Origin of the sequence: Intestinimonas sp. HCP28S3_D6 (genome assembly GCF_052065695.1) — a bacterium.
GTDB lineage: Bacteria > Bacillota > Clostridia > Oscillospirales > Oscillospiraceae > Intestinimonas.
Genome location: NZ_JBQHTM010000053.1, coordinates 1 through 21,520 on the forward strand (window position 1 = coordinate 1; position 21,520 = coordinate 21,520).

Consider the following 21,520-nt stretch of genomic DNA (forward strand, 5'->3'; position numbering starts at 1 on the left):
CCGTAAATGTTTCCTGTTTCTTCATCCCCATACACCACCATTGCGTTGATAGTGTTATTATCCCACATCCGGAGCCTTTATGGTAGTGCGGATTAAATCAGAGATTCCTTAAAGAAGACAACTGAATACCCTTTCAAGTGCCTGATGAAGATCAGGGTAAAAGGGAATCGGGTGAAAATCCCGAGCGATCCGGTCACTGTAAACGGGGAGCAAACCGCAAGTGCCATTGCCGTGCAGCCACTGCACGGTGAGAAGGCGCGGCGCGCTATGATCCGCAAGCCAGGAAACCTGCTTGATTGGTAGATGGATGGGTATCTTCCGCAGAAAGTGTCCTGTCTGGAACTGCCCGCTGTCAGCGGACGGTTTTAGCAGCCTGCTTTCGCCCGGACGGAAAGCAGGCTTTTTGTTTGCCCTGTAGATTCGTCCGGCATATGATGTTCCCAACTCAGCATGGTCAAGAAAGGAGATGCTCAATGTTCAGAGAACATTCCATGGAAACAGGCTGCCTCAGCAGTTCCGGAACGCTGCAATACCGGCGGCAGCAGGCAGTCGGAAATCATTCGCGCTATCCCGTGGGTGTCCCTGCCCCTGAGCAGGCGGAGCTGCTGGAAAAGCTGGAACAGACCTGCCTCCGCCTGGGCAGACCGCCAAACCGGGAGGAACTGGTTCCCGCTCTGCGCGTAGAACTCACCGCGGCTTTCGGTTCCCTGCACAGCGCCCTCCTTCAGCTGGGGCGGGCACCCTCTCCCAGGCCGACAGCTCGGGGATTCCACCGGAAGCGATGGAAACGGAAAAAGGCCAGACGGCAGACCGGCGGCATTTGACAACCTGCACCGGCCATATGTGCTATATTTAAATTTGTTCCCGTTCCCCAGCCCGGCGTCCGCCGCCGGTTTGAAAACTTCATATCACTGCATCTATTGCATGGTGTGGCCGTTTGCTGTAACAATCCTGTCTGCAGGATCAGGCGGCGGCTAAAACGAATGGGATATCCAAGTCCCGCGCGACCGGCACTGTGTACGTGAGGCCATTCCGAAGCGGCGTATGCCGCCTGGACGAAAGTCCGCCATTGCAGGGGTCAGGCCCTGTGAGAAGGTAGGAAATGGACGCAGAGAGCCCAGCTCTCATAACGTAAGTCAGGAGACTTGCACCATGGCAGGATGCAGGGGAAAACAGCGGGCGTGTCCTCCGTTGTGCATGTTGATCTGCTCGCTGGCCTTCTTATTGAGGTCAGCGCGTTTTTGTCTGAAGGAGGCGCCGCCCGGCTGCTTCCTTTTTTTGCTTTACCGTCGGTCAAAACACCGCACGGGCGATACCCCAATCAAAAAAACGAAGGGAGACCAGATATGGAAGCATCGACGTCTGCGAAGCACTTTCAGTTCTTTTCCCACAGCAAATGCGAATACTTTCCCTGCCACCCCACCGACGACCCGGAGAACTTCAACTGCCTGTTCTGCTACTGCCCGCTGTATGCGCTGGGAGACAAATGCGGAGGGAATTTCAGCTATACCGCCGACGGGCTCAAGGACTGCAGCGGCTGCTCCATCCCCCACCGCCGGGAGAACTATGGCTATATCACGGGCAAGTACGACGAGATCAAGAAGCTGGTACAAAAGACCGGCTGACAGCAGCTCCGATGTTTGCGACATCAAAAATAGGAGGCATTCGTTATGATGAACCGAGCTTGGTTTGAAAATCCCGACCATGTGGTATACGCCGTACAGGATGAGGTGATCCCCCGGCTGTCCAGGGAACTGGGTATCTCCGATTTGGCCCAGCGGATCGAACACTTCCGCAAAGCGCCCACCCCGGACGGGGAAAACATCAAGGGGCGTAAGCGTACCACCCTGAAACTGATGATCCCCAATCTGGTTTTCCCGGAGCCCATCGAAATGGGTGAAAATGTGTGGATTTATATGGGTGAACTCTGCCCAGCCTACTGTCTGTACACTCCCTGGGCGGGATAGGATATCTCATAAAAGGGCCCTCCCCACAAACCCGGTACAAACCGGTTTGTCCGGCCCGGGCTGTTTGTCCAGCCCCACCATCATCCGTCCCGCCAATCAAACGAGCGGGCATAGCGCAATGGCTATGCCCGCCCGTTTACTTCTGTCAGGCGGCGGTACTCATCCCCACTGCCGCCCAGTCGGCGTCCACCAGACCACGCCGCTGTGATACCGAACTGTTGCCCGCCAACCGCCGTCCTGCGTCTGGACAAAATGGCGGCACAGGATATTCGCAGCCGTTTCCGCATCCACCGTCCCGGGGGCACAGCGGGCGCATTCCCCCCGTATCAGGGTTTCAATATCCGGATAAGAGAGCTCCTTCTCAAACGGAAGCACCATCACGTTGGGATCAATGCCCATCTGGTAGAGGACACCCACAAAGTAGATATAATCCTTCCATTCCCAGTTTACCTGCCCTCCCGCCTCATCCAGTTCGTGGATCCAGGCTGGGGCCAGACCGGTGTTCATGCCCACCACACACAGCTTCTCCGCCGCTTGATCCATCCTCTGAAAACAGCGTTCCAGATCAGCCTGGCGATAGAAGCAGTTGTAGCCAAAGACCAGGTCATACTGGCGCTCCGGCACAAATTCCTCCCATTTGGCATGAAATGCTGTAATATTATGCGGCCCGTGTTCCGCTCCAATGCGGAGGATAAAGTCCAGCACATCCCGGGAGATGTCCACGCAGGCCACTTCACGGCATAGTTCTGCCAATGTTATGGTATAGCTGCCCCAGCCAGGGCCCAGCTCCAGCACAGATTCCACCCCGTGGGTGTGCAGAAGCGGACGCAGATACTCCAGCACCTGAATGGCGGAGGGTTCCGGCGCATAGACCTTCCTCTGGATAAATTCCCGCCAGAAGGCCCGCTCCGCCTCATCGTCCCTCATCCGCAGGGAGGTGCTCGCCTCCACATGCTCCGTCCACTGCCGGGCAAAGTCCGGAATGGGTACACGTTCCTTCATGCCTTTTCCCCCTCCCAGTGGGCATAAGAGTAGAGCAGCTCCTTTGTGTAGGGGTGAACGGGCGCTCCCATTACCTGCTCCCGGCTCCCGACCTCTACCAGCCGTCCATTCTGCATCACGCCGATGGTGTGGCTGATCCACCCCAAAAGCTCAATGTCATGCGTGATGTAAAGATAGGTAAGACCCAGTTCCTGCTGCAGATCCCGCAGCAGATTCATGATACTGGCCTGCACCGACACGTCTAACATGGACGTCGGCTCGTCCAGCAGCAGTACCTCGGGCTCCAGCAGCAGGGCCCGGCAGATTACCAGGCGCTGGCCCTCTCCTCCGCTGATCTGGTGAGGATAGCGGGAGAGCAGATAATCGGGCAGCCCCACCTGTTTCAGTGCCGTCTGGATTCTGTCCATACGCGCCTGCCTGTTCTCGCCCAGCCGGTGGATCGCCATAACCTCCAGCAGGCTGTCCTGAATCCGCATGGAGGGATCCAGAGAGCCCTCAGGGTTTTGAAATATCACCTGCACGCGGCGGTGATAGGTCTTGCGCTGTCTGCGGTCAAAGGCAGCCACATCCTCTCCCTCGAAGCAGATGCGTCCGCTGGTGGGTTTGAGCACCTGGGTAATCATACGGGACAGAGTCGTTTTCCCACAGCCGCTGTTGCCCACCAGCCCAAAGGTCTTTCCACGCTCCAGGGCGAAGCTCACTTCATCAACTGCCCGGATGGTGTGAGTCCGAAACACACCGCTGGAAAAGACCCTGCTGACCTTTTCCAGTTCCAGCACTTTACTCATAGAGAAAGCACCTCACCTTCCCGCCCTCAGGCAGCGTATAATCTTCCGGCTTTTCCCGGCTGCACCGCTCTCCCGCCTGGCGGCAGCGGGGATAGAAGGGGCAGCCAGTATGCTCCATTCTCTCGGGATCCGGGGGCGGTATGGGTATCATCCCTTTGCTGGGCAGGGAGTGGATCAGCCCTGCCGTATAAGGGTGCCTGGGCCGTTCCATCACTTCCTCCGCTGTCCCCTGTTCAATAATCTGCCCCATGTAGAGTACCCGGATATCATCACACAGTCGTCGGGCCAGTGACAGATCATGGGTGATCACGATCATGCTGCAGTGATGCTCGGTATAAATCTGGCGCAAAACGGAATATACCTGATTGCGGATGACCGCATCCAGTCCCTTTGTAGGTTCGTCGGCAATGACCCAGCCCGGACGGCAGGCCAGACCCAAGGCGGAAACCAGCCGCTGATTCATGCCTCCGCTCATTTGAAACGGATACTGCGTCAGGATGCGTTCCGGCTCTTCAAAACCGAATCGGCGCAGCAGGTCTGCCGCCTGCTTTTTCGCCTCTCTCCGGTTTCGCCGGCCGTGAGTGGTAATAGCCTCGGTGAGCTGGCGGCTCAGCTTCATCACCGGGTCCAAAGACGCATTGGGATTCTGGGGGATCAGCCCGATGGCCGCGCCCCGGAGCTTGCGCAGTTTCCGCAGCGGCATAGAGTAGAGCTCCTCCTGTCCGAAGAAGCATCTGCCTGTTACCCGGGCCGTGTTTGGCAGCAGCCGCAGCAGAGACATTCCCATGACGCTCTTTCCGCTGCCGCTCTCCCCAATAACCCCGGAGATGCGCCCGGCCCGAAAGGTTGTGGACAAGTCCCGGACGGCATATACCGGCCCTTGGGCGGTATCAAAGCACACCGACAGGTTTTGGATTTCAATATCAGGTACCATGCTCACAGCTCCTTTACGGAATCCTGTTTTACGTCCAGCCTGTCCCGCAGCAGGTCACCCAACAAATTGACTGACAGCGTGAGCAGGATAATGCAGATACCCGGTGCCCAAAGCAGATGAGGCGCACTGCGGAAATAGCGGCGGGCGGTTCCGCTGACCATCTCGCCCCAGTCAGGCGTAGGCGGCTGAATGCCCAGACCGAGATAGCCCAGACCTGCCACAGACAGGACCACCCGCCCGATCCGGGTGGTAAACAGAATGATGATGTTGGTGCGGATCTTGGGCAGCACATGGCGGAGAATGATGCGCAGGTGCCCCGCGCCCAGACATCGCATGCTTTCCACGTACAGCTCGCTTTTGACCTTCAGAACCTCTCCCCGCACCAGGCGGGAGAAGCCGACCCAGGAAGTAATGACCAGGGCCAGAATGATGCTTTTGCTTCCCCGTTCCATAACCCCTACCAGAGCGATCATCAGCACCATACCGGGCAGACCCTGAAATACGTTGGAGATCGCGGTGATCACGCCATCCACGATCCCGCCACAGTAACCTGCGGCCACGCCAACCACCAATCCCACACACATGGAACAGGCAGTCGCCACCACAGCTAAAAGCAGAGACGCTCTGCCGCCATAGATGACGCGGCTGAGCACATCGCGGCCCAGGGCGTCGGTACCCAAAGGATGGGCCCAGCAGGGTGGCAGAAGCCGGAGTTCCATATGTACCTCCAGAGGATCATAGGGGGCCAGCCATGGGGCAAAAATGGTCATCAGGACAATAGCCGCCAGAATGAAACAGACGGCTGCAAGCTGAATATTCTGCTTCTTTCGCCTTGTCATGCGGTTCCCCCCTGCAGACGGATCTTCGGATTGACCGCCAGGTAAAGCAGGTCAATGGCCAGCGTGATGAGCACAAAGGTTGTTCCGGTAATGAGTACATATCCCTGGATCACAGGGTAGTCCCGGTTTTGAATGGAAGAGAGTACATAGCTGCCCAGGCCGGGGATGGCAAAGATATTCTCAATGATGGTACTTCCGCCCAGGATCCCCCCAAAATAGTTGCCGATCAGCGTAATGATGGGCACCAGGGAGTTACGGAAGGCGTGCCCCACCATCACCGCCCGCTGAGACAGGCCCTTGGCGTTTGCCACCACGATATACTGTTCTCCAAGCTGAGCAAGGATGTTCCCGCGGGTAAACCGGGAGGTGGAACCCACATTTGCCGCAGACAGGGCCACCGCGGGCAATACCAGGGAGGCCAGCCCCCGATCCAGACCGCTGGTGGGCAGCAGGTGAAGCCATTCCGCAAACACAGTGATCAGGAACAAGGCCAGCCAGAAGCCGGGGACTGACAGCAACAGGGTAGACAGCCCCTTGAGCACGGTATCCAGCCATGTGCCGTGACAAGCTGCCATGAGCACACCGCCTCCCACACCAAAGACCACAGCCACCAGCATGGCGGCCAGGGAAACCTTTAACGTAATGGGCAGGCGGGTCAGCAGCTCACTGGCAATGTCCTTGTTTCCAATGTAGGATCGGCCCAGGTCTCCGTGCAGCACGTTGTTCAGCCAGTCCAGATACTGCGCCGGCAGGGATTGATCCAATCCCAGCTCAGCACGCATGGCCGCCCGATCTTCCTCCGTGGGGAATTCAATGCCGATGCGGAACAGCGCGTCATCCACAGGGTCGCCAGGCGCAATACGCCCCAGCAGGAAGGCTGCCAGCGAAATGCCCAGCAGAACCGGGATCAGTACCAGCAGTCTGCGTCCGATATAGGTTAGGATTGCCATGATCCACCGCCTTTTGAAAACATGGTTGGTATGGAAAACAAGCCTCCGTCTTGCGGCGGAGGCTTGTTTTCGAATATTTGGATCACTCGGCCCAGCAGACCTGGGTGAAGCCGGTAAGTCCGTACACGGTGGCCTGATAGCCGGTGATAGAGCTGGAAGATGCCACCACCTCCTGAGAGTACAGCACGGGAATGTTGGGGAAATCTTCGGCGGAGATCTCCTGGAGCTCCCGATAGATCTCAGTCAGCCGGTCTGCATCCAGGCAGACGGCCGCCTCTTCAATGAGTTCATCCACATGGTCGTTGTGATAGCCCAGACCATAGCTGATATTGGTGCCGCCCTCTGTATACATGAAGCCCTTGAACAGGGAGAAGGGATTGGCGGAGGGCAGTCCCTGAATCTTCAGGCACAGGTTATAATTCCCCGCCTCCATTTCCTCCTTGCAGGGGCCCCAGTCCATCTGCTGGATGCTGACCTTGATGTTGGTGCCCTCAATATTCTCCAGCAGGGCCTGGATATACTCGGCTTCTTCCTGATAAGGGTAGCGGTTGGCGTCCACGCCAGGCAGCAGGAACAGCAGTTCCACCTCCTGGTCGCCCACCACCTGACGGATCAGTTCAGCGCCTTTTTCCGGATCGTGCTGTACAGGCTGCTCCTCATAGAAGGCGGAAGTGTAATTTAAGAATCCGCCGGCGGCAATGCCGTAGCCGTTATAGAAGCTGTCGATGATGGTCTGGCGGTCCAGCAGCAGGGACAAACCCTCCCGCATACGCACATCGTTGAAGGGGAACGCACCGCCGTTCACATTGAGAAAATGGGTAATGCCGGAATCGCCCACAGACACATTGTAGGCCGGGTCGCCGTCGATCTCCGCGGCCTGAGAGGGCGAGATGGCGCCCAGATCACACAGGCCCTGAACCTCACCGGCCCGCAGGGCGGTATAGCGGGTCTCGGCATCGGGAATGACCTTGAAGCGGAAGGTCTGGGCGATGCCCGGGGTACCCCAATAGTTGTCATTACGTTCGATCACACAGTATTGACCAAGCACGTTTTCTGTTACCACATAGGGGCCGGTGCCAATGGGGAATCCGCTGAAGGTGCCGCCCTCGGCAAAGCAGGAGGGCTCAAAGATGGCAGAGCCGTAGTTAACCATGGTATAGTCCAGCAGCGGCTGCCCCTCAGCCAGGGTAAGCACTACGGTGTAGTCATCGGTCTTTTCGTAGGAGAGCAGGCCGGGATAGATTGTATCAATGTTCATACCGTAAAAAGAGGACTCAAAAGGCCCCTTCTTCATGCGGTCAAAGTTGGCCAGCACGATGTCGGCATTGAACGGGGTGCCGTTGGAGAATGTAACTCCCTCCCGCAGGTGGAACGTCCAGACGGTGGAGTCCTCATTGTGCTCCCATTCGGTGGACAGCGCGGGAGCGGGTTTTCCGTGTTCGTCCTTTGTGATCAGAGGCTCCCATACCCCCAGGGACATGGAGGCGTAGTAAGCGTCCTGCTCTCCAGGACACTGATCACGAGATGCCGCAAAGACGATTTCTCGGGTCTGATCCACCGTGGCGGCAGACGATTGGGATGGGGCGGGGGCGCCGGGGGTTTCCTCCGACGTGGGCGTTCCCCCGCAGGCAGCCAAGGACAGGGCAAGGACAGCGCCCAGCAATGCGGATAACAACTGCTTTTTCTTCATTTCGTTCTCCCTTTCTTCCATGATAAGCTCTATGGAAACGCACAGCGTACCTGTGCAGTATTCTCGGACAAATGGGACTCACTCCTGCAGCCCCAGTTGGAACAGGGCATTGGACCAGGTACCGCAGGCTTCCTGCAGCCGGCGGCGAACCTCAGCGGGCACTTCCCGGCGATGGGGGGTGTGTCCCAATTCTTCCGCCAGATTCCGCACCAGTTCCAGATCCGCAGCGGTCTCCGGCTCCAGCCGCAGCAGCCGGTAGTGGCAGTCGTATAAGTCCCCCCGGTGAGCGGCCCTGGAGCGGGTTTCCTCCCGACGGAGCGGCGCATTGACAAAAGGCGAGATCCGCTGAACCGGCTCCAGATCAACTTGGTAGAGAACATTCCTCCAGGAACCAAAGCGTCGGATCAGGGGTGTGCGCAATTCCTCCGCTATCTCACTGCGCAGAGGTGCCCGATTGAGCTTCTGCGCAATGGCTCGGAGCTGTCCAAGGCGCTGACGATCCTCTTCCTTCAAGTCATCCGCTTTCCACAGGCTATCGGCAACCGCCTGCTCCACACCAGCCGCCGCCAATACCTGGCCCCAGGTCTGGTACCGTTTGTGCAGTGTCCGGCATACCTCCGGCAGTTCCGAGGGATGGGGAATCCGTCCCAGCCTCTCCGCTGCTTCCCGCACCCGGGAGAGCATCTGCATGACTTCCTGCTCTTTCCGGGCCGCCTCCTCACAGGACAGGCCCCCACGGCCCGCCGCCCGGCTCAGGCCCGCTGCCCGCAGCGTTCCCGGCCAGTTCCGGAACCGGCTGCGCAGATACTGCCGCAAAAGCCAGTGAACCTCTCCCTGGGCTGGGGAGTGATCCAGTCGCCGCGCTGTCACACGCAGCAGCTCCAGCAGTTCATCATCGGTGAAAGCGGCACAGAGTTCCGCTCCCTCCGGGCTGTCCATGGAGCAGCAGACACACAGAGCCTCATCTTCCACGCTCAGGGGCTCGTCCTTCAAGAGAATATCCATCAGCTGTGCTTTCTGCTCATCTATCCTTTTGTTTTCCTCCACAAACGATCCCCCTCTCCACAAAAAACGACTGTGGACATGATATCCACAGCCGTTTCTCTGTGCGCACAGCGAACGGGCGCAGCGTCCCGCACCCGTCCCTCTTCTTTTTGTAGGTCTTCTGACTCGCGCTTGGGGCAGCTCTCTGCCTTCGCCGGTCTGCTCTGCCTTCTCAGGGTACGTCCCCAATGGCGAACTTTCGTTGACGAGCAGCGGACATCACGCTTACAGCGGCGGTTACCGTCCGGGATTCTCACCCGATTCCCTTGTTCAGCCCCTCGCTTCTGTGAGGAGCCACAAAAAGTTAAATTGTAATATAAAATGTGCGATCTTCCCATTTTGGAAAGACCGCACTTACATAAAAACAGTCTACGACTTCCAAAAGGCGCCATGGGTGTACATGGATGTACGATCACTGCCGGCTGACGTCTTCCGACGAATACGGCCTCCGCGCCGGATTCCCACCGGCTTATGATAAAGAGCACCTGTTCGGAAACAAGTTTCTCATCGTATCTGTCCTGTATTGAATTTTCGCTTCATTATACCGCAATCCTCTGTGCAATGCAAGTGCATAATAATTCTTATGGAAAATGGTATGGCAAAGTTACTGAAAAGCCAATATGATCCACGCCGCGGAGGTCTAAGAGAAAAGGCTGAAGTTGAGAACAGCTTTGATATTCCTGACTAATAGTTTCATCAAAAATAGAGAAAGTACCCTGGACATATCGCTTTCTTTTTGCAGGAAAAGTTATACATGTCAGCAAAAGAACAGTGAATTGCGAATGGGTCAACTAAATTGGGTAGATAACATTTCTGTGAGAAAATATGAGTCGTTTACACTATAAGAAAAGGAGGATACGGCTCATGGTTGATTTTTCGCAGCGGTTGAAAAGGGTTAGGATGGACCGTCACATGACACAGGCGCAAGTGGCCAAGAAAATCGGCGTCACTGCCAGCATGGTATCCTCCTATGAAACAGACATTCGTCTGCCATCCTATGATGTGATGATCCGCATCGCCGACCTGTTCGGGGTGTCGGTGGATTATCTGTTGGGCCGGGACAACAAGCGGTTGGTGGATCTTTCCCGCCTGACAGATGAAGAAGCAGCGGTGGTGTGTGGGATGATCAGTCTGCTGGAGCAGAAAAAAGGGGAGTAAACCGCTCAGAATAAGCCAACAGGACAGGTGAGAGGATATCTCGCCTGTCTTTTTTGTTGAAATCCGGGCGCCGGCTGCGTATAGGAAAGATATACGAAATCAAGGAGGCGTCTGTTGATGAAGACATATACGCTTTACACCTGTGCCGGTCAGCTGCAGCTCCACCAGGGCCGGAAAGGAGTCCAGGTTCCCGTGGTAGTTCTCAACCGCCGGGAGCAGGTTATGGAGCCTGCGGAACTGATCCTCTGGAGCCGCCTGTGCTGGCGTTTCCGGGATCGGGAACAGCTCCGGCGGGATTTTGAGACAGCTGCTGAACAGCTTACGCTGCCGGATGAAGAGAAGGGCGCATTTGATGGCCTGCTTTGTCGCCTTATGACCAGGGGGCTGGTCATGGCCGGAGAAGGGGATTCCCAGGTGGACGCCCTCTATGACCTGCTGTGCAACCTCTATGTGACCCCCATAGACAACAGCTTTTTCGGCCGGCTGACGTCCTACGCCCGGCTTGCGTCGGCGCATCGGGTGCCTGCGGCGTCGGCGAAGAGGCTGCTGAGGAAAGACCGCCCCACCGAGCAGGAACGGCGTATCCTGGCCCTTACCCGGCAGGCCATGCTGTCTACTGCGGAGTTGGTCAAATGTGAAGAGGCGGATGCCCGGGATGTCTCAGACAGCGGAAAGCTGCTGGATGCACTCTATTATGATGACGCTACCACCTGTTACAACATTGCCCACCTGATGCGGCAGAGTCCCAAGAGGGACGCGGTGGTACTGGCGGTCTCCAACCTGTATCTGCGCAAGCAGATCCTCTTTCAGAGGGTGTGTCTATGAGGGCTGCGCTGAGTGCTTGGCCGCCCCCGCTGCTGCGCCGGTGGGTTCTTACCATTGCTGCGGGGGTGGGTTTTCTCCTGGTCGGGGTCGCGGTGTGGCTGGCGGCCGGGGATCGGATGATGTTGATTCTGAGCAGCACGGCGTTCCTTCTCGCACTGGTTCGAGCTGTCCTACTCTTTCGCTGTTTTACACTGGAGGATTATGCAGTGGTGGAGGGTGTGTGCATTCAGGTTACGGTACTGCCCCTGCAGAAGTGCAGAAAAGTTCGGCTCCTGGATGAGGAGGATCATGAACACTCGCTGCTGGTGGGGAAACAGTACCGGCTCCGGGTCGGTGTCCGCTACCGCTTTTACTTCCAGCGTCAGAGCGGAGCACAGCTTCCGGGCACGTGGCTTGCCTCCAGCCTCGCGGCAGGGGAGCTGCTGGGGGTTGAGGAGCTGGGTGAGACAGAAAAAGAGGAAAAAGCGAAGAAACCGTGAACTCCGGCCCCTTTTTATATAAGTAGAAGGAGGCGAAAAGCTTTGTATAAGCCCAGAACGGTGGAACAGTACAAGCTCATGGAGTTTATCCGAGAAGAGTTTCAGGTGGAGTGCTTCCTGATCGCTCCTGTCTCCCGCAACTGTCTGATGATCGAGGACGTTGTAGGCAGCCGTATGGCTTTCCAGTGGACGGATGGCCTCATCTGGGAAGCGCCGCTTCCCGTCCCGGCTACCACAGAGGAATGTCGGGCATTTCTCCAGTCGTTCTGTGTTGAATCCAACTACCCATATCTGACAGGACTGGATGAACTGACGGATTGGTGGCTCAATACGCCCAACCCCTTGACCCATCAGCAGGCATTGAATCTGCCGGATGACCTCTACCGGCGCTATCTCACTTGCGAGCGGATGCTGGATTTGGAGGATGTCCTCGCGCTGGTCATGGGCGAGCGGGTCACGCCGGAACAGCTTCTGGATCTGAGGCTCTGATTCTTTGACGGTCACAGCAGGGGCAACTGGCTGGGATCGGTGGGCCTCGATGGCCTGGGGGAGAAGTATGAGCTGGTGTTCAACTGGAACACGCCGGCAGAGATGCGGTATCCGTTCTATCTGTCGGAATCGGCGTCATAGCGCCTGCCAACAATTTGACAGTTGACTGCGCCTTGTGGAATACTATATATTGATATATAATGCTTGACAACATCAATATATTGTGATACCATCCAGGTGTAATTGATTGTTGTGCGTGTCCTTCGAGACGGCAGACCACCTGGTTTGTCCTGCGGGAGAGTTCCTGCATTGCACATGTTGTTAAGTTTGTATGCAAGCGCCAGTAGTACGACTGCGCCCATCGGGCGGGCAGTTGGATTGCTGGCGCTTTTTATATATAGAATACAGCCGCAAGGCAGAAAGGAGTGGAATGAGTTTTATCCATGTCGTCGGGCGTGTGGCCGCGGAACTGGAACTCAAGGTAAGCCACAAAGGAACCCTCTATGTCCGTTTTGCCCTGGAGGAACAGCTCGGAAACGGGCGCATCCAAAGCTATCAGGTATGGGCATACGGTTGGGACGCGGAGCATCTGGCCAAGTGGAAGGTCGGGGCAGGCACTATGCTGGAGGTAAACGGAACCCTTCTTGCCGAAGAATATACGGCAAAGGACGGCTATACCCCCAGGGTGCGGCTCAAGGTCATCTACAAAGACGGAGGCCCGTTGTCTTGGGCGAACCCCGGAACGGCGATGAGGAAGACCCCGACAACCCCTGCGGCAGACCCCAACATCGGGGCGCCTCTCCCAGGAGAGCCGCCTATTGACGGAGAGCGGGAGCCGCTGCCGGACTGAGTTCCGGCCAAAAGGGACTGTGCCATGTTTTCAGGAAGAACTGGAGACAGGCACAGTCCTTTTTTGTTTTTTCAAGAAGTACAGAAAGGACGATCATGTATGAAATTCCATGAAAGGCTTTGGTGCAGCATCTCGTTTCTCGTGGGAGCAGCAATGGCTGTCATGGCCCTGGTGCTTGACCCTTGGAGAACCCGGCTGTTGACCGTGATCTTCGCAGTTTGGTGCATCTGGCTTGCTTCTGAGCTGCTCCGTCCGCGTATCCGCGCCCGGGAAAAGCGTGCATATGCCGGGTATCGAAACCGCGGCGGCGCAAGCCGGTTGGGACAGCAGACGGAGGAGGTGCTGGTGCGGCATGTAAACTACCGCATCTCAGCCTACCTTCACTCCGTGTTCCCAGAGGCAAAGTGGGAGTGGGAGACACAGTTTCCCGCACGGCTGATGCTGCATGGAGGCGAGGGTCTGATCCGCATCCAAGGCGTACCGGACTACAACTACGCACAGGTTCAGCTGGATCCCGGTGGAAAAATCCAATGCGCCCTGGTTCGCATCGACCCGTTTCCGCTGCAGGCAGAGCATGAAGAGCCACAGCAGCCTGCGCAGGGGGAAACCCTGGATCCCCAGGTGTGGTTTGAAGTGCAGGGCCGCAAGGTGCTGGAGGAGGTCATTGCCGACCTCAGCTCCCGGGGGCACAACAGCCTGACCATGAACGAGGATGGCAGTGTCACCGTGGAGAGCGACGAGGGTGAGCAGATGGTTGCGGCCTTTCCGTCTTTCCCCCAGCGTGTCTACTGGCAGCAGATGCTCCGTGTACTGGAACGGGCCGGTTATGCCGCCGGAGAGGACGGCGACGCCATCACCGTGACATGGTGATCGGAGCGGAAAGAAGGTGACAAAAACATGAAGTTAGGTTTGACCTTGGAGCAGCTGGGGCAGGAACTGGTTTGCCAAAGCGAGGTCAAGCAGGACTATCTGGTGAGCTCCGACAAAATGAGGATGGAAACCTACGGCGGCCTGCCGATCCTCCGTGTGCTCGACAGCGCGGGAGGGGACTGCATGGAGCCGCTGGAGCTTAATAGTACCGCCCACAAACAGTTGGGCGGCTACCTGCGCATCCCGGCGCACTACTATGAGCGGATGCTCAAGGAGCGCCCGGAACTGCTGGCTTATAACGTGAACAGCTGGCTCAGCCGTGCTCAGGAGGTAAAGCTGCTGCGCACACTGGATGGCACTGCCCGGGCTATGCTGAGCAACCGGTATTGGTGCGTGGATCACTTGGAACTGCTCCAGGCGGCCGTGCCGGTCATCGGGAATATGCTCGGTGTGTCGGTAGTGAGCTGTGGGCTGACGGAGACACACATGTACATCAAGGCTGTCAGTGAACGGCTCCAGGATGAGGTTGTCCCCGGAGATGCGGTACAGTATGGGATCAGCATTACCAACAGCGAGGTTGGAATGGGTGCAATTACAATCCAGCCCCTGCTCTACCGGCTCATATGCACAAACGGCATGGTGGTCGGTGAGCATTTGGGGACGGGTGTGCGCCGGGTTCATAAGGGAACCCAGCTCATACTCCCTGGTGGATTCTGCACCTATCACTCGCCTGGAATCTCACATAACAGGCAGTTTGTGGAACAGTTTCAGGAGGCGCTGAAAGAGGCGATCCAGGGGGCAAAATTTGGAGAGCTCATGGAGCGGATGCGTTTGGCGACCCGGGCGGTTATCCAGGCACAGGATCTGACGCTGCTTCTCCAAAAAATCGGCAGTGTCTTTGGGCTGCGGGAAGTGGAACAGGACTGTGTGCTTAACCATCTCTTGGCGAGCCAGGACATGACACTCTACGGCCTGGCCAATGCGGTGACGCGCTATGCCCAGGATGTTGTCAGTTATGACAGAGCGACCCAGCTGGAAGCTGTGGGCTATGACCTCATGACCATGCCCCGGCGACAGTGGGAACATTTCAATGAAATTGCGGCGCCAGCGGCAGCCGCGTAAATTTAGGAGGAAAAGAACATGTATAATCAGAGCAATTTGGCAGTTGTGGAGCAGCAGGAGCAAGCCATCGCCTTCCAGTTTCCGGATGTCTCCCTTTCTGCGGACTTCTCTCAGGAGGAGCTGCAGGACGATACCGATGGTATTCGCCTGACCTTCCCCCGGGCCAAGATCCCCGGCGGCGGTTCGATCCTGTTTGAGCTGCCTGGTGAGGACGCCTCCAAGCCGAAGTATGAGGAGTCCATTCGGGGTGTTATACGACTTCACAGGTGCGGATCTGGCGAAGGCCAAGGCGTTCTCCAACGCCTTCCGCGTCCAGGTCAAAGCGATGCTGGAGGAGCGCGTCCAAGCGATCATATCCCAGCAGGACGATGGGGTGGACTATGCCGGTTTCGATAAGAAAACCCACGGCAGCAGCTTTGTTGTTGAGACAGGCTCCGCCGTGGATGGGGAACGGGAGGAACTCCCGCTCTAAGCGGGCTGCATCGCACCCCCGGAAATTTTACCGGGGGTGCCCAAAAAAGGCGGTGGGGATATGCTGGAAGCGCCACTGACCCAAGAGGAGCGGCGCTTTGCCGCCGACAATCACCGGCTCATCCACGCCTATCTGCTGCGCAGAGGTGTGCCGGAAGAGGACTACTATGGCGCCGCCGCGCTGGGCTACCTGGATGCGGTGCGGCGGTATCTGTCAGAACCAATGCTGCGGAGGCACGCCTTTGCCACCATAGCCAACCGGGCCATGCGGCGCTGTGTTTCCCACGCTATGCGCGCCAGGTATGGCCGGCGGCACCAGCTCCAGACAGTCAGCCTGGACACCGGAGGAACAGATGGCGGACCGCTGTCTGCGCTGGGGGATCTCCGGGCAGATGAGCAGCTGGAGGAGGTGCTGCTTCTGCATGCACTTGCCGAAAAGCTGCCTCAGCAGCAGTATGAACTGGTTCTGCTGCGTCTGAGCGGATACAGTGTACGGGAGATCGCCGCGGCGAAGAACATCAGTGAAAAGAGGGTGCGCACGCAGCTGCGCAAGGCCAGAGGGCTGTTTGACCAGCTGCGTGCGGCTCCGTCATCAAGAATGGAGGCGCTATCATGAATCCAAATAAAAAAATGGTACATCTTCAGGGCACCGTTGTCATGCCGGTCACCGTTGGCAGCCGCGCGGTGCTGCTCACCGGCGGGAAGGTCATCCTGACCTCTATGGTTGTGGCAATCCACACCGTGACGGATCAGGAGGTGCGCTTTGAAACGCTCAATACCAATTACTGCATTTCCATGTGTCCCTTTCCGTGGGCAGGGAGTGCTGTGCCCGCCATGAGCATGGCCGCCTGACAGAATGAAAACCGGACGTCTGTATCTGGGGCGTAACAGTACCCGCCGGGGTGGAGAGTGATCTCCATCCCGGCGTTTTAAACGATAAGTGTAAGGAGTGAGACAAATGGCCGTTGAAGAACTTGTGCTCCGAAAACTTCGGCCTAAAGACGTTGTACCGTTCCGGTGCAGTCAGTGCGGTGCCTGCTGCCGGAACCTGCGTGGACAACTCATGCTGGAAAGCCTGGATGCCTACCGTCTCGCCAATTATTTCCGTGCGCATGGCTGCCCGGATATGGAGATGGTGGATGTGATTGATGCATACACCGATCCCAGCCTGCTGCCGGGCAATTACCCCATCTTTTTGGTGCGGGTCCAGGGCCCGGATGACGCCTGCGTGTTTCTGAAGGAGGGCGCCTGCTCCGTGTATGCAGCACGGCCCCGTGCTTGCCGGCTCTATCCCTTCACGGTGGATGCGGGAGAGCGGGGTCAGGACTTTTCCTGGTATCAGTGCCTGGAGCGCCCGTTCCATTTCACCGGGGGAACGGTGCTGGTTAAGGACTGGTTCTACCGCAACTTTTCTAAGGAGGACAGAGCATTCATGCTGCGGGAGTGGAAGATCCTGCCTCCGATTGGGAAGTTGCTTCGGAATCTGGACGACCATCAGATGGACGATGCACACCGGGAGGTCATCCTGCTGCAGTACAGCTTCTTCGATCAGGAAATGCCATTTCTGCCTCAGTACGACAGAAACGCAGCTGAGCTGCTGCGCAGGCTCCGTCGGCTGAATGGCGGAGCAGGGGATGGGACGACATAAATGGATGGCTAAAGTTGGCCTTTATGATGTCTGCCTTATGGGCTGCGGGCACCAAGCGGAGCCGGTTCGAGCAAAATCCTGCGTGGAGCCCGGAACAAGCATGAAGAAAGGAAGAAATGTATATGAAGATTCTTGAATTTTGCCGCCAGAAGACAGCGGGCTGGGAAGGCGTGATCTTCCAGGGTGACGATGGCAAAGTTTACATTACCAACGGCCTGGCGGTCTGGGATGACTCGGAGAAGCGCCGGGCAAGCCTGGAGAAGATGGAGCACATCGACCTGGGCCTGGTGTGCGAGCGGCTGCGCAGTTATCAGCTGAATCATACGCTTTTGGAGATGCTCCAAGCGCTGGGGGGCACCCAGGATCCGGTTGACCGGGATTATCTGGCCCGTCCTCTGCTCAAGGAGCTGACCTATGAGATCTCCGCTGAGAAGGGGATCAAGATCAGCAGCAGCGGTGGGATTGTTGCCCAGGCGGCGGCGCCTTCGCCTCTGCTCAACAAGAAGGCGCTGTTGGAACAGTATCAGCGGGTTTTGACAACGGCAAAATCACGCAGGGCGTGTATCTGTTACGTGAACCACCTGCGCCGGACTATCACGAAGGAGTGGAAGGACTATCTGGCCGTTGCAAAGGAACGCAGAGACCTGTTTGAGAAACTACTCGACCAGGCCCATCTGCTCCAGATGCGGGGCATCCACATGGGATACCGGGATGACGCCCAGCTGAAGAAGTGGAATGAGCTGTGCCAGAGGTACGAATATATTGGCCGGCGCAACAGCCCTGTTACCCGGATGGGGCATGCCGCCGATAGCCTCTCGGAGTGGGAACAGGAATTTCAGGCGAATCCCACGCTGGGCGGGCGTGCGTGCAAAGTGTATCTGTAAAACAACGGCGCGGCACTTGCTGCGTATGGGAGAAGAACCTGCAGGCGGGGACATATGAGAGGTTCCGCGCCTGCGGTTTTTATGCCCAAGGGCGACGTTTTAACTGCCTCGTATGCTATGAAATACGAAATAGAAGGGAGACGGAACATGAGTCAGATTCAGGAGCGGATCGCCAAGCTGCTGGCCTTGGCAGATAGTCCAAACGAGCATGAAGCCCAGGCGGCGCTGTTGAAGGCAAGGGAATTGATGGCGGAATATAAGCTCAGGCCGGAGGAGATCCAGGCGACGGGAAAGGCCAAAGTCATCGTGAAAACGGTGGGAATCACCTGTACGGCCATGACGGATAGTTGGGTATCCGATCTTTCCGCGATCATAGCCGGACGGTATTGTTGTAAGGCCTATCGAAACCGCCGCCATAATGGTAAGAAGATGGAGATCGGATTTGCCGGCCTGGAGGATGACTATGAAATCTGCCGGCGTATTTTTCTCTATGCCTATGATTGCATCAAGAGCAGATGCAGGGAGATCAAAAGTGAAAACCGTGCCAAAGGCATATCCGGCAGTGTCATCCGCGAGATGTGCAACGCCTATGGGCAGGGGTTTGTGGATGGACTGTGCAGCGCCTTTCAAAAACAGCAAGAGGAGCATCAGGAATGGGGACTGGTTATGGCGGTGCCCCAGGCAGTCAATGACGCCACATCCCACCATAAGCGTGCAACGGCGCTGAGAAGGGCACGAACGGATGGATGGCGGATGGCCTATGCCCGGGCGGGCTACAAGGATGGGACGGAATTTGACGTAGATCATCGCCTTGCACCCGCACAGGGTGCTGGGCAGACCGCGATGCCAAAGCACTGTGAGTTTGCCGCAGCGGTACGGCTGGAGCCGGGAGTGTATCAGAACGTGCAGCGCATGCTTGCTCTGGAATCGTTCTCAAAGATGAGCGCCGAACGTCGGCAGGAGCTGGGTATCCGGACAGACAGCGAGGAGCAGCTGCTATGGGTTAGCTACAAGATCCGGGTAGAGAAGCGCACCGGCAGTACGGCAAAGGACTTCTACAGCGCAGTCAAAAAAGGAGAAGCTGTGGAGAATTTGCTGGAAGTTGCCGTGGAGGACGGGGAGGTCATTGAAATTGATTCCGGACTCAAATCGTTCTACTTTCAATACCTTGGGATGGACGTTATCTCCAGAGTGCCCTTCTTTGAACAGATTGAGCGGCGCAAGCCGTCTAAGCCTGGAACGGATAACACCGGGACCGGGAAAGGCTGAACGGCGGAATATGCGGGTAGACCAGGCGCCCTTCGCGTCGTATAAAGACTTTGACCCCGGGGGTACAATTTGCTATAATCCGAGTAGAATAAGAAACAAGGAGTGATGGCGTAATGAGCAAGCTGTCATTTAAGGCGTTTTGCATTGAGCATTACGCCGCGCATACCGGCAGGCCCAGCAATGAGATCTACCAAGAATTTGACCGGGAAGGCCTGCTTGCCATGCTGGATAGCGACTATGAGGATCTGCACGGCATGGGGATGGAATATCTGATGCAGTTTTTTGACGACTACCTGAAGGGGGCTGCGATATGATCCTTTACCACGGCGGCTGCGAGGAGGTGCGCGCCCCCCGCGTGATTGTCTCTGAGCTGGGCCGCGATTTTGGCTTTGCGTTTTATACGACGGATATTCGTGCTCAGGCGGAGCGGTGGGCGATCCGCAAGGCGCGGATTGAGAGCCGCAGGCGCCGCAGTGCCGTTTTGCCGGTGGTCAACCTCTATGAGTGGGATGAAGAGGCCGCTGGCAGTATGGCGGTCAAGCGATTTGACGATCCGGACATGGAATGGCTGGATCTGGTGGTTCGCTGCCGGAGCGACGTATCCTACCGGCATGCCTATGATATCGTTATTGGCAAGATTGCCAACGACAATGTGGGTGAGACGGTCTCCTATGTGATGCAGGGGATCATGCGCCGGGAGGACGCGGTAGAGCGGCTTCGCTTTGAGAAGATCAACAACCAGATCGCGTTTTGTACTGAGGCGGCACTCCGCACCCTGTGCTTTGCGGAAAGCTACCACCCGGAGGTGACAAGATGAACCACGCTACCACCAGAGCGACCATCCTGCCGGAGATCGTGGGGATGATCCAGAGAAAATACGGACTCAACGAGGATGACGCACTGCGGAGGTTCTACGAGTCCGCCACCGGAGCATCCTTTGCGGATGATGAGACAGGCTTGTATGGCCAATCGCCCAACTATATCTTTGGCCTGTTTCTGCAGGAACAGGAGGGAAGATAGACTGATTTCTGCCATGTGGAAGAAAGGACGGATGCGGCGTGAAACAGGGAACATGGCGCGCGGCATTTACCATTGTGCTGGACGGACAGCAGATTGATCTCATGGAGCTGTCCAGCATCAGCCGCACGCAGATTCTGCTCCAGCTCCATTCCGGCGCTACTGACGGAGAGCTGTTTGAAATGGAGGAAGGAGAGAAACTGGCATCATAAAAGATTGAAACATTGCGGCGGGGAATCTACCAAGATTCCCCGCCGCTTTACTATGTACGAAAATTACATGGGGAAGGTCTGAATACACCTGAGCAGAACAATCCGCAGTTCCTGATAGAGGTCTTCATCAAAAAAGCCGTCATGCCAGGCGGCGCTGCTGAGAAGAGGATCGTACATCTGCACCAGCCGCTCCTGCGCCGCTTCATCCCCTGCCCGGGCAAGGAGCAGTATCTGCTTAAAATTCATCATTTCTGATCACCGTCTTTCATTTTCTCCAGCAGCTTCTTTTTCGCACGATAGTAGACAGACATGGCGCCCTGGTAGCTCAAGCCCAGCTTGCGGGCAAGCTCCGCAGGTTTCATTTCATAGACAATGAGGTTCAGCAGTACCTCCCGATCCCTGGGCGTCATGGAACGCAGCGCCTGGAAGATGGCCTCGCTCTCCAGAAGATCCGTCACCGGCAGCCCGGCAAGCATGTCTGGCTCATCGGCCGACTCCAGGGGTGTCTCCAGAAAATCGCAGTTGGGCTCCCGGAACATGCGGAGATTCAGCTGCTCCATATACCTGCGTTTGAAACGCTCCACAGCCACAGACAGATAGGCGGTAAAATGGTTTTGCAGGGAATTGGCCTCCCCGCGGCCATCATTGCGTCGAAACATATCATAGCCTCCTATGCAGACAGGTTGTTTTGGTATCTGCATAGGCCGGGCGGGGAGCGACATCGGATAGGAGGTGGCTTTCTTAGACAGAGTCCGTCACAGGTCGAAATTTTTTCGCAAAATCCCCAAAATTCGACAAAAAAATATTCTGCATGCCGTAAGGCATACAGAATATCAGTAAAAAGGCAGTTAAATGTTTCGGTGCGCCTAAGCTGAACTGTGCATAGGCGACGGGCATAGCGTGTGTTTGTCAAACGAAAATGTGAGCAAAAGGGCCCCAAAAAAGTGAGCACCTTCAGCACCAGATTTCATGTCGTGAGCAATGTTTTTCCCAAGTACCAAATGCTCACCTT

The 21,520-nt window shown here is 56.8% G+C and carries 29 protein-coding genes and 2 riboswitches; of the genes, 20 read left to right on the plus strand and 9 right to left on the minus strand.

The window, feature by feature from the left end; all coding sequences use genetic code 11:
* The first annotated feature begins 118 nt into the window (after positions 1-118).
* Positions 119-309, plus strand: a riboswitch (cobalamin riboswitch).
* A 164-nt stretch (positions 310-473) separates the two neighbouring features.
* From ACTNBK_RS14380 to ACTNBK_RS14390, 3 genes are all read left to right on the plus strand, one after another.
* Positions 474-824, plus strand: a complete 351-nt coding sequence (locus ACTNBK_RS14380; RefSeq protein WP_191397137.1) for a hypothetical protein — start codon at positions 474-476, stop codon at positions 822-824.
* 522 nt (positions 825-1,346) lie between these two features.
* Complete coding sequence (locus ACTNBK_RS14385; RefSeq protein ID WP_441147151.1) at positions 1,347-1,625, plus strand: cysteine-rich small domain-containing protein; 279 nt, start codon at positions 1,347-1,349, stop codon at positions 1,623-1,625.
* Positions 1,626-1,670: 45 nt separating this feature from the next.
* Positions 1,671-1,967 (plus strand): hypothetical protein, encoded by a 297-nt coding sequence (locus ACTNBK_RS14390; RefSeq protein ID WP_191397133.1) that lies wholly within the window; start codon positions 1,671-1,673, stop codon positions 1,965-1,967.
* 159 nt (positions 1,968-2,126) lie between these two features.
* Here ACTNBK_RS14390 and ACTNBK_RS14395 read toward each other — a convergent pair whose 3' ends face one another.
* From ACTNBK_RS14395 to ACTNBK_RS14425, 7 genes are all read right to left on the minus strand, one after another.
* Positions 2,127-2,969 carry a class I SAM-dependent methyltransferase gene (locus ACTNBK_RS14395; protein WP_441147154.1) on the minus strand — a complete coding sequence of 281 codons (843 nt, stop codon included), beginning with the start codon at positions 2,967-2,969 and terminating at the stop codon, positions 2,127-2,129.
* Positions 2,966-3,757: an ATP-binding cassette domain-containing protein gene (locus tag ACTNBK_RS14400; protein ID WP_191397129.1), complete on the minus strand. Its 792-nt coding sequence runs from the start codon at positions 3,755-3,757 to the stop codon at positions 2,966-2,968. The genes ACTNBK_RS14395 and ACTNBK_RS14400 overlap by 4 nt, the downstream gene beginning before the upstream one ends.
* Positions 3,750-4,691, minus strand: a complete 942-nt coding sequence (locus ACTNBK_RS14405; RefSeq protein ID WP_441147156.1) for an ABC transporter ATP-binding protein — start codon at positions 4,689-4,691, stop codon at positions 3,750-3,752. The genes ACTNBK_RS14400 and ACTNBK_RS14405 overlap by 8 nt, the downstream gene beginning before the upstream one ends.
* A gap of 2 nt (positions 4,692-4,693) precedes the next feature.
* Positions 4,694-5,530 (minus strand): ABC transporter permease, encoded by an 837-nt coding sequence (locus ACTNBK_RS14410; protein ID WP_441147158.1) that lies wholly within the window; start codon positions 5,528-5,530, stop codon positions 4,694-4,696.
* On the minus strand, positions 5,527-6,480 hold the full coding sequence (locus ACTNBK_RS14415) for an ABC transporter permease (RefSeq protein ID WP_191397125.1): 954 nt from the start codon (positions 6,478-6,480) through the stop codon (positions 5,527-5,529). The genes ACTNBK_RS14410 and ACTNBK_RS14415 overlap by 4 nt, the downstream gene beginning before the upstream one ends.
* Positions 6,481-6,562: 82 nt before the next feature.
* Positions 6,563-8,170, minus strand: coding sequence for an ABC transporter substrate-binding protein (locus ACTNBK_RS14420; RefSeq protein WP_441147161.1), 1,608 nt, complete (start codon positions 8,168-8,170; stop codon positions 6,563-6,565).
* 78 nt (positions 8,171-8,248) lie between these two features.
* Positions 8,249-9,217 carry a homing endonuclease associated repeat-containing protein gene (locus ACTNBK_RS14425; RefSeq protein ID WP_191397123.1) on the minus strand — a complete coding sequence of 323 codons (969 nt, stop codon included), beginning with the start codon at positions 9,215-9,217 and terminating at the stop codon, positions 8,249-8,251.
* A gap of 91 nt (positions 9,218-9,308) precedes the next feature.
* A riboswitch (cobalamin riboswitch) is annotated at positions 9,309-9,531 on the minus strand.
* 547 nt (positions 9,532-10,078) lie between these two features.
* Between ACTNBK_RS14425 and ACTNBK_RS14430 the strand changes: the two genes are divergently transcribed.
* The 17 genes from ACTNBK_RS14430 (at position 10,079) to ACTNBK_RS14510 (ending at position 20,508) form a co-directional block, all read left to right on the plus strand.
* Positions 10,079-10,372, plus strand: a complete 294-nt coding sequence (locus ACTNBK_RS14430) for a helix-turn-helix domain-containing protein (RefSeq protein ID WP_191397122.1) — start codon at positions 10,079-10,081, stop codon at positions 10,370-10,372.
* Between the two features lie 117 nt (positions 10,373-10,489).
* The gene (locus ACTNBK_RS14435; RefSeq protein WP_441147163.1) at positions 10,490-11,197 is read left to right on the plus strand and encodes a hypothetical protein; all 708 of its coding nucleotides are present in this window, start codon (positions 10,490-10,492) and stop codon (positions 11,195-11,197) included.
* Positions 11,194-11,676: a hypothetical protein gene (locus ACTNBK_RS14440; RefSeq protein ID WP_191397118.1), complete on the plus strand. Its 483-nt coding sequence runs from the start codon at positions 11,194-11,196 to the stop codon at positions 11,674-11,676. The genes ACTNBK_RS14435 and ACTNBK_RS14440 overlap by 4 nt, the downstream gene beginning before the upstream one ends.
* A gap of 42 nt (positions 11,677-11,718) precedes the next feature.
* Positions 11,719-12,165 (plus strand): hypothetical protein, encoded by a 447-nt coding sequence (locus ACTNBK_RS14445; RefSeq protein ID WP_441147165.1) that lies wholly within the window; start codon positions 11,719-11,721, stop codon positions 12,163-12,165.
* A gap of 430 nt (positions 12,166-12,595) precedes the next feature.
* Positions 12,596-13,015, plus strand: a complete 420-nt coding sequence (locus ACTNBK_RS14450) for a hypothetical protein (RefSeq protein WP_441147167.1) — start codon at positions 12,596-12,598, stop codon at positions 13,013-13,015.
* Between the two features lie 99 nt (positions 13,016-13,114).
* A complete protein-coding gene (locus ACTNBK_RS14455) occupies positions 13,115-13,885 on the plus strand; it encodes a hypothetical protein (RefSeq protein ID WP_441147169.1) in 771 nt (256 codons plus the stop codon).
* 27 nt (positions 13,886-13,912) lie between these two features.
* A complete protein-coding gene (locus tag ACTNBK_RS14460) occupies positions 13,913-15,007 on the plus strand; it encodes a DUF932 domain-containing protein (RefSeq protein WP_441147171.1) in 1,095 nt (364 codons plus the stop codon).
* A gap of 247 nt (positions 15,008-15,254) precedes the next feature.
* Positions 15,255-15,479: a hypothetical protein gene (locus ACTNBK_RS14465; protein ID WP_441147173.1), complete on the plus strand. Its 225-nt coding sequence runs from the start codon at positions 15,255-15,257 to the stop codon at positions 15,477-15,479.
* 60 nt (positions 15,480-15,539) lie between these two features.
* Positions 15,540-16,094, plus strand: coding sequence for a sigma-70 family RNA polymerase sigma factor (locus ACTNBK_RS14470; protein ID WP_441147175.1), 555 nt, complete (start codon positions 15,540-15,542; stop codon positions 16,092-16,094).
* Positions 16,091-16,330 (plus strand): hypothetical protein, encoded by a 240-nt coding sequence (locus tag ACTNBK_RS14475; RefSeq protein ID WP_191397104.1) that lies wholly within the window; start codon positions 16,091-16,093, stop codon positions 16,328-16,330. The genes ACTNBK_RS14470 and ACTNBK_RS14475 overlap by 4 nt, the downstream gene beginning before the upstream one ends.
* Before the next feature lie 106 nt (positions 16,331-16,436).
* Entirely contained in the window at positions 16,437-17,126 is a 690-nt protein-coding gene (locus ACTNBK_RS14480) for a YkgJ family cysteine cluster protein (protein ID WP_441147177.1), read from the plus strand.
* Between the two features lie 122 nt (positions 17,127-17,248).
* A complete protein-coding gene (locus ACTNBK_RS14485; RefSeq protein ID WP_441147179.1) occupies positions 17,249-18,010 on the plus strand; it encodes a hypothetical protein in 762 nt (253 codons plus the stop codon).
* Positions 18,011-18,157: 147 nt separating this feature from the next.
* Positions 18,158-19,279, plus strand: coding sequence for a DUF2786 domain-containing protein (locus ACTNBK_RS14490; RefSeq protein WP_441147181.1), 1,122 nt, complete (start codon positions 18,158-18,160; stop codon positions 19,277-19,279).
* A gap of 113 nt (positions 19,280-19,392) precedes the next feature.
* The gene (locus ACTNBK_RS14495) at positions 19,393-19,593 is read left to right on the plus strand and encodes a DUF3791 domain-containing protein (RefSeq protein ID WP_191397090.1); all 201 of its coding nucleotides are present in this window, start codon (positions 19,393-19,395) and stop codon (positions 19,591-19,593) included.
* Positions 19,590-20,096, plus strand: a complete 507-nt coding sequence (locus ACTNBK_RS14500) for a DUF3990 domain-containing protein (RefSeq protein WP_191397088.1) — start codon at positions 19,590-19,592, stop codon at positions 20,094-20,096. The genes ACTNBK_RS14495 and ACTNBK_RS14500 overlap by 4 nt, the downstream gene beginning before the upstream one ends.
* Positions 20,093-20,299 carry a hypothetical protein gene (locus ACTNBK_RS14505; RefSeq protein ID WP_191397086.1) on the plus strand — a complete coding sequence of 69 codons (207 nt, stop codon included), beginning with the start codon at positions 20,093-20,095 and terminating at the stop codon, positions 20,297-20,299. Before ACTNBK_RS14500 ends, ACTNBK_RS14505 begins: the two co-directional genes overlap by 4 nt.
* A 38-nt stretch (positions 20,300-20,337) precedes the next feature.
* Positions 20,338-20,508 carry a hypothetical protein gene (locus ACTNBK_RS14510; RefSeq protein WP_191397084.1) on the plus strand — a complete coding sequence of 57 codons (171 nt, stop codon included), beginning with the start codon at positions 20,338-20,340 and terminating at the stop codon, positions 20,506-20,508.
* 63 nt (positions 20,509-20,571) lie between these two features.
* Here ACTNBK_RS14510 and ACTNBK_RS14515 read toward each other — a convergent pair whose 3' ends face one another.
* Together ACTNBK_RS14515 and ACTNBK_RS14520 are read right to left on the minus strand one after the other, a co-directional pair.
* Positions 20,572-20,757 carry a helix-turn-helix domain-containing protein gene (locus tag ACTNBK_RS14515; protein WP_366558942.1) on the minus strand — a complete coding sequence of 62 codons (186 nt, stop codon included), beginning with the start codon at positions 20,755-20,757 and terminating at the stop codon, positions 20,572-20,574.
* Entirely contained in the window at positions 20,754-21,167 is a 414-nt protein-coding gene (locus ACTNBK_RS14520; protein WP_441147184.1) for a sigma-70 family RNA polymerase sigma factor, read from the minus strand. The genes ACTNBK_RS14515 and ACTNBK_RS14520 overlap by 4 nt, the downstream gene beginning before the upstream one ends.
* Positions 21,168-21,520 lie beyond the last annotated feature (353 nt).